Raw genomic sequence first — 12812 nt, 5'->3', positions numbered from 1 at the left:
GTAGATCAGCGACCACGCGATGTGATCCGCCAAAATCAACGCCAATGCACCCGACAGTAACAGCGCGATGCGGTAGCCCAGCGTCGCAGTCGCCGCCAGCGCGCCCTGCGCTTCCAGCGGCGCAATCTCGATGCGGTAGGCATCGATCACCACATCCTGCGTCGCACCCGCAAAAGCAGCGAGCGCTGCCGCCGCGATAAACCAAGCGAACGAACCCGACGGCGTGAGCCACGCCATCCACAGCAGCGCGGCCGCTAGCGCGCCTTGTGCCAACAACAACCAACTGCGCCGCTGCCCTAAATGCGCGAGCAGGGGCAGGCGTAAGCCATCCACGGCGGGTGACCAGAGAAATTTGAAGGAGTAGGTCAGCCCTACCAAGCTGAGCAGGCCAATGTGCTCCAGTGACACACCGCTCTCTTTCAACCAAGTCGAGAGCGTGCTGCCCACCAACAAAAACGGTAGGCCGGAAGAGAAGCCGAAAAAAAACATCACCAGCGCGGCGGGTTGTGCAAATGCTTGGCGCAGTGTGAGACGAGGAGTCGCGTCCATGCAGGAACCTGCGAAAAAGGAATGCAGTCATTATCTACACAAGCCGCTACCATGGCACCCTGCCTTTGAAAGGGATCACCCTATGCACGCTGTTTTACGACCACTGTTGCTCGCCACTGTATTGCTGCTCGGCCTCTCTGCTTGTCAGTCATCCAGCCAGAACGCCGCCGCTGTCACACTGGAAAATAACTACTGGAAGCTGGTGGAGCTGAACGGAAAAACCGTCGCGGTGATCGACAACCAAAGCGAGCCGCATTTAATTTTGCAATCGGAAGCCCATCGCGTTGCCGGTTCAGGCGGCTGCAACCGCATCATGGGTAGCTACGCCATCAAAGGCAGCACCGTTTTCTTTCAACAGATGGCCTCCACCATGATGTTCTGTGCAGAAGGCATGGAGACGGAGCGCGTATTTTTACAAACACTGGAAGGTGAAAAACGCTGGGCGACCGACAGCGATTCTCTAACGCTGACTGACAAACAAGGTGTAATCGTGGCGCGCTTCAAAGTGGTTTATTTGCGTTAAAGTCAATTTTTATTGATGGAAATCATTTTTGAATGGCTGACGCATCAACAACATCGTACAAAGCTAGCACTTGGTTTTGGGTTTGCGCCGTAGTGCTTCTCGTTTCTATTGTGCGCGGTATGCGCACACCGAGCGAATGGGCTTACACGCATTTTCTATTTAATTACGAAGCAGGATTTATCAAGCGAGGATTGATCGGAGAAATTTTTCATACACTAAATCCAACTTACAGCGACAACTATTTGTGGTTTACCGTAGTTAATTTATCTTTATTTATTTTTGCCGTTTCTTCACTACTGTACTGTTTGTATACGCTCGTTAATCGGAAAAACTCCCTACTAACAGCTGCAGCCCTGCTCTTTGCATCTAGCTTAAGCCCTGTTTATCTTGCTCACACCATAGGCTATTTTGATGTCATTGGTTTATTAGCCGTTATCATCCTGACGCAACTACTCAATACCACTTACAGTCAATGGCTGATCCTCCCCGTAACACTCCTTTGCCTACTGATACACGAATCATTTTTTATCATATTTTTTCCATTACTTTTTATTCATGTGATTTTTTTACAAACAAAAAATATCAATAAAAATACCTTATTACTTGCCGGCGTGTATGCGACGATCTCTTTTCCTGTTGCTTTCTTATTAGCAAATTATGCATTACTCGACCTATCAAGCCGACTAATCTTACAAAACCAATTGGAACAAATCGCTTCTCACCCTCTGCGGTATGATGGTTTTTCTGTGCTAGTGAGAGGCATAGGTGATAACTATGGAATTATGGAGCCGTCACTGTTCAGCCTATGGTCAAACCTTGAATCACTCCCTGTTACACTACCCACTACGATTGTATTAAACATAGCTATCTGGAAAATCGTACGGCCTCACTACAACGCATCAATCACTCTATTAATTTGTCTGGCTTCATTTTCACCACTGGCGATGCACATTCTTGCTTGGGATACTCACCGCTGGAATGCATTGATGATTACGACTAGCTTTCTAAATCTTTGTAATGTGGCACGACATTTCCCTATACCAAAAATTCAACCGTCCTACCCTGTTTTTGCACTGCTACTTTTTCTCAATGGTGCATCAACGATTGGGCTATTTGAAGGGCACGAAGTTAAGCAATTTCCTTTTTTTGAGGAGATTTATCAACTTATTCCTGAGTACAATGCCCAACAAAATAGCAGTGATTAACCACTTTTTACTTTTAACTTCTTTTTTATAACAAACTATGACCCAAGACGAACTCAAACAAGCTGTCGCCAAAGCCGCACTCGATTATGTGATGACGCGCATCTCACGCGATTCTGTGATCGGCATAGGCACAGGCTCCACTGCCAATTTTTTTATCGATGCATTGGCAAAATACGCCGGCGATTTTGCTGGTTGTGTTTCCAGTTCCGATGCTTCTTCGCAACGATTACAAAAATACGGTATCGAAGTGTTCGATCTCAATCATACTGGCTCGTTTGATATTTATATCGACGGTGCCGATGAAGCCAACGCACAACTGGAATTGATCAAAGGTGGCGGCGCGGCTTTGACGCGCGAGAAAATTGTCGCCGCCTGCGCGAAAGAATTTGTTTGCATTGTCGATGAATCCAAACTCGTCAACACGCTCGGTGCTTTTCCATTGCCGGTGGAAGTGATTCCGATGGCACGCAGTTTGGTAGCGCGTGAATTGGTAAAACTTGGGGGTGACCCTGTGTATCGCACCGGCGTTACAACGGATAACGGCAATGTGATTCTCGATGTGCACAATCTACACATCACTTTGCCGCGTTTGTTGGAAGAAAAAATTAACAACATCACCGGTGTAGTGTGCAATGGTTTATTTGCCCTGCGCCCAGCCGATGTGTTGCTGCTCGGTAAACCCAGCGGCGTGGAAACATTGCGCGCTGCGTCTTAATGTCGAACAACGGATGCACACGCAGCGACAACAAATTCTTCCCGCACTCGCGCCGCCATTAAAGAATTGGTTGCAGAATCGCGACTCGCTTACGCGCCGTTTGCAAGCACTCAGCCAACAGCAATTTTCAGTCACTATTTTGCAACAGCGCTGGCAAAAACCGCGCCTGCAAGAAGCCAAGTTATTGGGCATTCCGCCGCACGAATTGGCCTTGGTGCGCGAAGTGATACTCAACGGCAACCACACACCGTGGGTGTACGCACGCAGCATTCTTCCGCTACGCACACTGAACGGCTCGCTGCGTTTTTTACGCCATTGGGACAATCGCCCGCTGGGTGCGCTGTTGTTTCGCAATCCGCGCATACAGCGCGAACAACCGATCCTCCAACAACTCTCACGCAATGCATTACCCGCCACACTGCAAACACTAGATATGCCCAATAAACTGTGGGGGCGCTCCTCCGTGTTTCGCCACGGCGCGCATGGTTTATTGGTTTCTGAAACCTTTCTACCAGCGCTGGTCGATGTCATTATGTCGCCATCAAACGGTGCGCCTAATTCATGAAAGTTTTTCACCCCATCCATAAAAAAATTCCACCCTCACTGCGCGACATGATGCAATTGATGCGTTTGGATAAACCTATCGGTATTTTGCTGTTGTTGTGGCCGACACTGTGGACACTGTGGTTAGCCGCAGGCGGTTTTCCATCGTGTAAAAATTTATTTATTTTTACACTCGGCTGCGTGTTGATGCGCTCCGCCGGTTGTGTAATCAATGATTACGCCGATCGCGATTTTGATCGCCATGTCAGCCGTACACACGATAGACCGCTCACTGCCGGTCGCGTTAAACTCGGCTACGCTTTGTTGTTATGTGTAGGTTTGTGTCTGGTATCGCTTGTATTGGTTTTATTCACCAATCGTTTGACGATTTATTTATCCGTCGCTGCCGTTGCGCTTGCCGCTGCTTATCCTTTTTGCAAACGCTACACACACATGCCACAAATGGTGCTCGGCGCAGCGTTTGGCTGGTCGATTCCGATGGCGTGGGCAGCGCAAACCAATGCACTCGCACCGCAAGCGTGGTTAATTTTTGCCGTCGCCTTATTGTGGACGCTGGTGTACGACACTTTTTACGCGATGGTCGATCGCGAAGACGATTTGAAAATCGGCATTCGTTCCACGGCAATTTTATTTGGCGACGCTGATCGCGCTATCACCGGTGTCTTGCAAGTGTTAGTGCTGTTAGGTTTTTTGCTGATCGGTAAACGCTTTCAGTTGCATTGGCCGTTTTTTGCCTCCGTCGCTATCGCGGCAGTTTTATTCGCTTGGCAACAATACTTAATTCGCGATCGTCACCCCGCACTGTGTTTTCGTGCTTTTTTGCACAACCACTGGGTGGGTATGATTATTTTTATCGGCATCGCCCTCAGTTACGCACTTCCTGCATCAACTTAGTTTTTTCCATTCCCTTTTCTATTTTTTGAGGATTTTTTATGCAACGTCCTAGCGGTCGCCAACCCGATCAATTGCGCACTGTGCGCATCACGCGCCATTACACTCGTCACGCCGAAGGCTCAGTGTTGGTGGAATTTGGTGACACTAAAGTCATTTGCACCGCGAGTGTCACTTCCGGCGTGCCGCGCTTTATGAAAGGCGAAGGGCGCGGTTGGGTGACAGCGGAATACGGTATGTTGCCGCGTTCCACCGGCAGCCGCATGGATCGCGAAGCCGCTCGTGGCAAACAAGGCGGGCGCACGGTTGAAATTCAACGCTTGATCGGTCGTTCACTGCGCGCAGCGGTGGATACAAAAAAATTGGGCGAAAACACCATCGTGATTGATTGCGATGTGATTCAAGCGGACGGCGGTACACGCACGGCTTCCATCACTGGCGCCTGTGTTGCGCTCGCGGATGCCATCGCGTTTATGCAAAAGAAAAAAATGATCGCAGAAAATCCACTCACACGCATGATTGCATCGGTGTCTGTCGGCGTTTACGAAGGTGAAGCTGTTTTAGATCTGGATTATCCAGAAGATTCCAGCGCAGAAACCGACATGAATGTGGTGATGGGTGAAGACGGCGGCTTTATCGAAATTCAAGGCACGGCAGAAGGACAACCGTTTAGCGAAGCGCAATTTCAAGCGATGTTGTCTTTAGCCAAAAAAGGTATCGCCAATTTATTAGCCGCGCAAAAAGCAGCGTTGGCTCAATAAATATCGAGATCGTAATCCACGACCACAGGGATGTGGCTGGAGAACACCGCCTCTTTACAATAACGCACGCGGTGCACATGGTGAAAAAAGTCTGGTGACACCACTTGCGCATCCACGCGCCAGCCATCGCCCTGCCCAACAGAACCAGACGGCCACCAACTAAAAATATCGCGCTCTGCATTCACTGCGCGCAGTGCATCCACATAGCCGTGATCGCTGTACAAACTATTGAGCCACTCGCGCTCAAACGGCATAAAGCCTGGATCAGCTTGGTGCACTTCCCACTGCTGCACATCCGCTTTTTGATGCACCATCTGCCAGTTACAACAAAAAATATAACGACGGCGGCGCGCGCCAATTTTTTTGAAATGGTCTTGTAAGTTATCGAGAAAACGCATGCGGCGTTCCAGCGATTGTGGATTCGCTACCGCAGGTGGCACGAGCAACGACACCACACTCCACTGTTCAAAATCTGCGCGCAAATAAGTGCCGTCGAGATCCACTGCGGGACTGTAGCCAAAACCCGGCATCACTGCGCGTGGCAGTTGTCGCGTGTAAATCGCTACACCGCGTTTGCCGTCAGCGCGATCACAAAAATACGCGTTGTAACCAGCGGGGAAACAATCATCCGTCAACTGATCTTCACTAGCGCGCAAATCCTGCAAGCAGATGATGTCGGCATTCTGCTGCGCGAGCCACGCGAAAAGACCGCGACCTGCCGCTTGCGCAATACCATCAACACTGAGACTTACAATTCGCATAATGCGTCCGTGACTCTAACTGAGGGTGACAATGTTATAGACTTCACCGCCTAGGGTCTGCATTTTTTACAGCCGTTTTTTTCTTTGATCGTTTGAGACAAATCCATGCACGATTACCAACAGCAATTTATTCAACTAGCACTGGAATGCGACGCGCTGCGCTTTGGCGAATTTACACTCAAATCCGGCAGAACCAGCCCGTATTTTTTTAACGCTGGGCAATTCCACACCGGCAAAGCGCTGGCACAACTCGGTCAGTGCTACGCCGCCGCGCTCGTTGCATCAGGTATTGAGTTCGATATGTTGTTCGGCCCTGCTTACAAAGGTATTCCTTTAGTCAGCAGCATCGCCATTGCACTGGCGCGCGATTTCGGGCGCGATGTGCCGTGGTGCTTCAACCGCAAAGAAGCCAAAGCGCACGGCGAAGGCGGCACACTGGTCGGCGCGCCGCTGCAAGGCCGCGTGGTGATCGTGGACGATGTCATCACCGCCGGCACTGCCATCGGCGAAGTGATGCAGATTTTTGCCAGCTATCCACAAGCCACAGCCAGCGCCATCCTTATCGGCCTCGATCGCCAAGAGCGCGGGCAGGAGGGCGATTTGTCGGCCGCACAAACGGTCAGCCAGCGCTTCAATGTACCTGTGCTGCGCGTACTGGGCTTAAACGAGTTGATCCACTTTTTACAACAAGCCAACAACCAGCCGACCGTATTAACCGCAATTCAAAACTATCGCGACCAATACGGTACGCGTTGAATCTTTACACTGACAGCGCAGCTGCTTAGAGTGACGCTAACACTTGCTAGGTAACGCACCATGCCCACGCCATCAATAACTTTTATGAAACGCACACAAATCTTGTTGAGCGCATCTTTATTCACGCTAGCGTGCAGTATGTCGACAATGGCGCAAGAAAAAGCCAAAGAGATGCGTATGTATCGCTACACAACGGCGGACGGCTCTCAAGCTACCACCAGCTCCATCACGCCTGAATACGCGCGCAAGGGCTATCAAATCGTGACCGTCACTGGTGTTGTTTTATCGACTGTAGCACCCGAGCCCACGGCTGAAGAACGCGAAAAATTAGCTCAGGCTGAAAGAGACAAACTCAGTGCAGCAGAACAAAGAGCGCACGACAAAGAGTTACTGCTGCGCTACAACCGCGTGGAAGACATCACCATCGCTAAAAATCGACGCTTAGACGAAATTAAGGGACAAATTGCCATACTCAATTCCAATTTAAATACGCTGAGCGCGCAAATGGATGCCGAACGCCAACGCGCTGCCGTATTTGAACGCAATGGTCAGCCTGTATCAAAAGTGCAATTGGATAAAATTTCTGATTTGCAACGCGCGATCACCGTGACCAATGATCAAGTGATGCAACGCCAGCAAGAATTGATCAATGAGGGTGCGCGCTTTGATGCCGATGCCAAGCGGCTGGTTGAACTTAATAAGCTACGCGGCAAATAACTCTCTTTCTAAAAGACAGAGGCGCGTGGCGCCAACACGCCCACACGCAACACTTGCCACTGTTCTTGCCAGCCTTGTGTTGGTAAATCTCGAAACTCACTGCGCGCAAACTGGCTAATTTTTCCATCCAAAAAAGCAATCAGCAGCGCAGCTAATTGTGAAGGCTGAGCTGCAGTACGCAGACCTTCTTTCAATTCCGCATCGCGAAACACTTGCTTCAACTGCGTGTTCAAACGGTCAAAAAATTGCATTACTCGCTGGCGCAATTTGTCGCGCTCACCCGCCAGCGCGTCACCGTACAGCAAACGCGCCAAACCTGGATTTTTTTCGGCAAACACCAACACCAAGCCCAAAATATTTTCACAGCGCGCTGCCGCTGTCGGCTGCTCATCCATGATAAGCGTAACGCGTGAAAACACGATATCTTCGATGTATTCAATCAAGCCTTCGTACATTTTGTACTTGCTGGGAAAGTGACGATACAGCGCCGCTTCTGATACACCGACTGTTTTTGCCAAACCCGCTGTCGTAATCAACTCGCCAGGATTCTGTTCCAACATTTGTGCCAAGGCTTGCAAGATTTGCTGCTTGCGCGATGGCTTTTGTGCGCCTGCCGTTTGATTAACCATAGTTTTTGAACTCGCTGCGTATGCCGATTACGCTTTATTGGTGATTAAAGTGCCTACGCCGTTATCAGTAAAAATTTCTAACAACACAGCGTGCTCTACACGACCGTCAATGATGTGCGCGCTAGTAACACCGTTTTTTACTGCATCCAGCGCGCATTGAATTTTTGGCAACATGCCGCCATAAATCGTGCCATCGGCAATCAAACCGTCCACTTGTTTTGTGGTTAAACCCGTGAGCACTTTGCCCGATTTATCTTGCAAACCCGCCACATTGGTCAACAACACTAATTTTTCTGCTGACAAAGCTTCCGCCACTTTACCCGCCACTAAATCTGCGTTGATGTTGTAGCTCTGTCCATCGCTGCCCACACCAACGGGCGCAATCACAGGAATAAAATCACTGTGAACTAACGCATCAATCACTTCGCGCTTGATGGATTCGACCTCGCCAACAAAACCAATATCTAATACTTGATTATTGGCATCTTTCATCACCATTTTTTTGGCGCGAATCAAATCGCCGTCTTTGCCGGTGATGCCTATCGCTTTGCCGCCCGCTTGATTCAACAAACTCACCACGGTTTTATTCACCGCACCGCCTAACACCATTTCCACGACTTCCATGGTCGCTGCATCAGTAACGCGCATACCAGAAATAAATTCTGAATGGATGCCCAGCTTTTCCAACAGCGAGCCAATTTGTGGGCCGCCGCCATGCACCACCACCGGATTCATGCCAACCAATTTCATCAGCGCAATGTCTTGTGCAAATTCTTGCGTCAACGCATCATCTATCATGGCATTGCCGCCGTATTTCACGACAATCGTTTTGCCGACAAAGCGTTGAATATAGGGCAACGCTTCTGTCAATACATTAGCAATATCGAGCGCTTGTTCACGACTCAAAGTCATAAAAGTTTTCCATCGAAAGCTGAAAAATTAAAACGGCAGAGGCAGGCTGCTATCAACACTCTGTAACTGTTGCTTAAAGACATTCTGCACCGTCGCCAATGACTCTGCGTCATCTGCTTCGAAGCGCAGCGCCAACGCAGCTGCCGTATTGGATGCGCGCACCAAGCCCCATCCCTTTGCAAAATCCACACGCACACCATCCAGTGTGGAAATTTTTCCATTGCCCCACTCGCCACCATCAATCAAGCTTTTCACCAGAGAAAACTTTTTATCTTCTGGCACAGCAATACGAATCTCTGGTGTACTAAACGACTCTGGGAAAGTGGCAAAAATATCATCCAGACTTTGATCGCGTATCGACATGATTTCGATTAAACGCACTGCACTGTAAACACCGTCATCAAAACCAAACCAGCGCTCTTTGAAGAAAATATGTCCGCTCAATTCACCACCGAGCATGGCACCCGTTTCCACCATCTTATTGCGAATATGTGAATGGCCACTCTTACACATAACAGGTCGGCCACCACAGCTGCTAATCAAAGTATTCAAGCGGCGCGTGGATTTCACATCAAACACAATATCGGTGCCCGGATTGCGAGAAATCACATCTTTTGCAAACAGCATCATTAAGCAATCGGGTAAAATAATTTCACCGGTGGCAGTGACTACCGCTAAGCGATCGCCATCACCATCAAATGCCACGCCGAGATCAGCGCCTTCATTTTTGACCATTTCGACCAAATCATTCAGATTCGACAGCTCGCTAGGATCCGGTTGGTGATTCGGGAAACTGCCATCGATATCGCAGTACAAAGGCACCACATCGCAGCCCAACTCTTCCAACAAACGCTGCGCAACAACACTCGCCACACCGTTGCCGCAATCAATCACAACTTTATAACTGCCTGCCAACACCACATCAGAAACAATGTGATCAATATACGCATCAATAATGTCCTGATCCGTGCACTCGCCTTCGCCTTCTGTGAAGTCACCGGATTGCACACGCGCGCGCAGTTGCTGAATTTCCTCACTCGCTAAAGTGTGGCCATCAATCACCATTTTGAAACCGTTGTCAGAAGCGGGATTGTGACTTGCTGTCACCATCATGCCGCAGCTCGTACCCGACAAAGTTTGTGTCGCAAAATTCATCAATGGTGTCGGTACCGTGCCGAGATCAATCACCGAACAACCCGACATCATCAAACCTTGGCGCACGGCTTCTTTCAAACGATAAGTGGATAAACGCCCATCGCCCGCTAACGCAACACTGTTGTGGCCTTTCTCCAAACATACCGTGGCAAATGCGCGACCAATACGCTGCGCCAATTCGTCAGAAATATCAGCATCAGCATTGCCGCGAATATCGTAATCACGAAAAATTGTTTCGGGCACAGAGAAATTATCCGTACCCACCAACTCTGTTTTAGCGGTCGTCGCACCTTTAGGTGCAACGGCGCGCACCTCGAGCATGTCATCATCTAAATCAAGATCGAACACATCGCCGGATTGAAATAAAGGATCAACCAAGCCCGCATCTTCGCTGTTGGCTTGTGCAGCATTGGCAGCAGCAAATTCACCTTTATCCACTTTGCGCGCGCCTTTAATTTGTATGGGAGCCACATGCTCTTTGTGGGCTTTCTGCACCAACTGTGCCGCGCGGCGATTCAATAACAATAGTGCGAGAGCGCCCAAGCACAGAGCAACACCTTGCACCAAATACTGCCAAAACATACCCCATGTGCTTTCTTGTATAAGCTCTTCACCAGGCACAACGACTATTTTCCAATGCGGAATTTTTGTTGCCGCTTCTTGGCTTATTTGCCCAGCTCTAATATTGACCTCTTTTGCTTGCGTGCTATAAACCACCTGCGTCACACCGCCGGTAAATTTTTGCTGTAGCACAGTAGAAGCTCTTTCTGGCTTTATTTTTTCTAATTCACCACTAAATATACTCTCATTGGCAATTGCCAGTAAAAAGCCATTAATTTTTCCTGCCTGATCCTTAACCGGCAAAAGAAAATCAAACATTTTTTTCCCATTTTCTCCGTAAAACTCAGGGTAAATTTCTTTGTTATTTTTGGCTGAAGTCAAACGATCTAACTGCGAAAACCGCAAGTGCATGGAAGAGTAATCCGTACTTATAGGAATCAAGCGCACGCGAATCATGCCAATTGCGGCATTGGCTTCCTGCAACTGCTTCTCCGCAGCTTCCAGAACAGCAGGGTCTGCTTGCTGCAATACTGTTGATACATCTTTTGCTTTAATTTGTTCTAAGAGTGTATTTTGAATTTTTTCGATATCCGCATTGAGTAACTCTGCTTGAGCAGTAGCGACAGCATTCGCTGCTTTGGTGAGACTTTTAGCATTGACCGTGTCAAGAAAACGCGGAAATAACACCACAACAGCCAATGTAAAAACAACGGCCAACACTGCCATCAATAAGATAGGTGTTTTTTCCTGACTACTTAAAGCGCCGATATGTTTCACGCGATTCCTCTCTCCATTTCTAGCTTTTATTTTTTATTTTGTGTCGCTATCACACGAACAATGTTGTCTGCCAATTGGTTTTTACTCATCGCCGAAAAAGCTTCACTACCCTCTTTCCAAAAAACGGTAGCGGCATTGTCGTCGCTGGAAAAACCTAAGCCGGGTTGACTGACATCGTTGGCGACAATCATGTCCAATTTTTTATTTTGCATTTTATCGCGCGCATAGGCTTCAACATTTTGTGTCTCGGCAGCAAAACCAACCACAAACGGCGCGTTCAGTAGCGCGGCAACGCTAGCAATAATATCGGGATTCTTCACCAGCTCTAGCGTCATGGCATCAGATGACTGCTTCTTGATTTTCTGCTCGGCAATATTTTTCGGTCGATAGTCGGCAACGGCCGCCGTGGCAATGATGATGTCGCACTGCTCTACTTCTGCCATCACCGCATCAAACATGTCTTGCGCACTCACGACATCCACGCGCCGCACGCGCGACGGTGTGGGCAGCGATACAGGGCCAGCGATTACCGTTGTTAAAGCGCCAGCACTCGCGCAGGCACGCGCCAGCGCAAAACCCATTTTGCCGGAGCTGTGATTGCTGATATAGCGCACGGGGTCGATAGCTTCACGCGTAGGGCCTGTGGTAATCAACACCCGTTTACCGGCAAGCAAGCCCGTTTCAAAACGCGCTGCCAGTTTTTGCAGTAGCTCGTCCACTTCCAGCATGCGACCCAAACCGACATCACCGCAGGCCTGCACGCCTTCTGCCGGCCCCCACAGCTCGATACCGCGAGCACGCAACTGCTCCGCATTCATCTGCGTGGCGGCATTGCGCCACATGCCCTGATTCATCGCAGGCGCCAAACACACGGGTGCAGCTGTCGCCAAGCACACGGTACTCAGCAAATCATCCGCCTGCCCTTGCGCCAAACGCGCCATGAAATCGGCACTCGCCGGTGCGACCAGTAGTACATCCGCCCAACGCGCCAGCTCGATATGCCCCATGCCCGCTTCGGCTTCGGGGTCGAGCAGGGTGGTGTGCACGGGATTGCCCGACAACGCCTGTAGCGTCAGCGGCGTGATGAACTCCATCGCGCCCGCCGTCATGATCACGCGCACGGTCGCGCCGCAATCCTGAATCCGCCGCACCAATTCCGCAGCTTTGTACGCAGCGATGCCGCCGGTAATACCGAGCAAAACTTGGCGATTGGCGAGCGATGCTGTCATAAATAATGCGAAGGGGACACCGTGAACTGAGCGCGGTAAGATAGCACGCACGCAAGGATATGCGTAGCCAGCTCATTAGCTAGTGCACACTGACTTTACGCTGCTGC

The 12812-nt window shown here is 49.7% G+C and carries 14 protein-coding genes; 8 read left to right on the top strand and 6 right to left on the bottom strand.

The window, feature by feature from the left end; translation table 11 throughout:
* On the bottom strand, nt 1-549 hold a 549-nt coding region (locus R3E63_10705), incomplete at its 3' end, for an AmpG family muropeptide MFS transporter (protein MEZ5540390.1).
* A gap of 82 nt (nt 550-631) precedes the next feature.
* Between R3E63_10705 and R3E63_10700 the strand changes: the two genes are divergently transcribed.
* Genes R3E63_10700 through rph form a run of 6 tightly spaced genes read left to right on the top strand, consistent with a single transcriptional unit; the run spans nt 632 to nt 5208 of the window.
* Nucleotides 632-1072 (top strand): META domain-containing protein, encoded by a 441-nt coding sequence (locus R3E63_10700; GenBank protein MEZ5540389.1) that lies wholly within the window; start codon nt 632-634, stop codon nt 1070-1072.
* 32 nt (nt 1073-1104) lie between these two features.
* On the top strand, nt 1105-2277 hold the full coding sequence (locus R3E63_10695; GenBank protein ID MEZ5540388.1) for a hypothetical protein: 1173 nt from the start codon (nt 1105-1107) through the stop codon (nt 2275-2277).
* Between the two features lie 37 nt (nt 2278-2314).
* Nucleotides 2315-2992 (top strand): ribose-5-phosphate isomerase RpiA, encoded by a 678-nt coding sequence (gene rpiA / locus R3E63_10690; protein ID MEZ5540387.1) that lies wholly within the window; start codon nt 2315-2317, stop codon nt 2990-2992.
* A gap of 13 nt (nt 2993-3005) precedes the next feature.
* A complete protein-coding gene (locus R3E63_10685; protein ID MEZ5540386.1) occupies nt 3006-3557 on the top strand; it encodes a chorismate lyase in 552 nt (183 codons plus the stop codon).
* Nucleotides 3554-4450: a 4-hydroxybenzoate octaprenyltransferase gene (gene ubiA / locus R3E63_10680; protein ID MEZ5540385.1), complete on the top strand. Its 897-nt coding sequence runs from the start codon at nt 3554-3556 to the stop codon at nt 4448-4450. Before R3E63_10685 ends, ubiA begins: the two co-directional genes overlap by 4 nt.
* 38 nt (nt 4451-4488) lie before the next feature.
* Nucleotides 4489-5208, top strand: coding sequence for a ribonuclease PH (rph, locus tag R3E63_10675; GenBank protein ID MEZ5540384.1), 720 nt, complete (start codon nt 4489-4491; stop codon nt 5206-5208).
* On the opposite strand, the gene R3E63_10670 is transcribed toward rph, so the two are convergent.
* Complete coding sequence (locus R3E63_10670; GenBank protein ID MEZ5540383.1) at nt 5202-5969, bottom strand: exodeoxyribonuclease III; 768 nt, start codon at nt 5967-5969, stop codon at nt 5202-5204. The two genes, rph and R3E63_10670, sit on opposite strands and share 7 nt — an antisense overlap.
* A gap of 105 nt (nt 5970-6074) precedes the next feature.
* Between R3E63_10670 and pyrE the strand changes: the two genes are divergently transcribed.
* Nucleotides 6075-6725: an orotate phosphoribosyltransferase gene (pyrE, locus tag R3E63_10665; protein MEZ5540382.1), complete on the top strand. Its 651-nt coding sequence runs from the start codon at nt 6075-6077 to the stop codon at nt 6723-6725.
* A 60-nt stretch (nt 6726-6785) separates the two neighbouring features.
* Nucleotides 6786-7442 (top strand): hypothetical protein, encoded by a 657-nt coding sequence (locus R3E63_10660; GenBank protein MEZ5540381.1) that lies wholly within the window; start codon nt 6786-6788, stop codon nt 7440-7442.
* An 8-nt stretch (nt 7443-7450) separates the two neighbouring features.
* Here R3E63_10660 and slmA read toward each other — a convergent pair whose 3' ends face one another.
* Genes slmA through coaBC form a run of 4 tightly spaced genes read right to left on the bottom strand, consistent with a single transcriptional unit; the run spans nt 7451 to nt 12705 of the window.
* Nucleotides 7451-8071: a nucleoid occlusion factor SlmA gene (slmA, locus tag R3E63_10655; protein MEZ5540380.1), complete on the bottom strand. Its 621-nt coding sequence runs from the start codon at nt 8069-8071 to the stop codon at nt 7451-7453.
* A gap of 27 nt (nt 8072-8098) precedes the next feature.
* Nucleotides 8099-8983, bottom strand: a complete 885-nt coding sequence (gene argB / locus R3E63_10650) for an acetylglutamate kinase (GenBank protein MEZ5540379.1) — start codon at nt 8981-8983, stop codon at nt 8099-8101.
* A 27-nt stretch (nt 8984-9010) separates the two neighbouring features.
* Complete coding sequence (locus R3E63_10645; GenBank protein ID MEZ5540378.1) at nt 9011-11476, bottom strand: phosphomannomutase/phosphoglucomutase; 2466 nt, start codon at nt 11474-11476, stop codon at nt 9011-9013.
* Between the two features lie 26 nt (nt 11477-11502).
* Nucleotides 11503-12705 carry a bifunctional phosphopantothenoylcysteine decarboxylase/phosphopantothenate--cysteine ligase CoaBC gene (coaBC, locus tag R3E63_10640; GenBank protein MEZ5540377.1) on the bottom strand — a complete coding sequence of 401 codons (1203 nt, stop codon included), beginning with the start codon at nt 12703-12705 and terminating at the stop codon, nt 11503-11505.
* Between the last annotated feature and the right edge of the window lie 107 nt (nt 12706-12812).

It is taken from the genome of Pseudomonadales bacterium, assembly GCA_041395665.1.
Lineage (GTDB): Bacteria > Pseudomonadota > Gammaproteobacteria > Pseudomonadales > UBA7239 > UBA7239.
The sequence above is the reverse complement of the archived record's forward strand: the minus strand, read 5'-3'. Positions and strand labels throughout refer to the sequence as shown.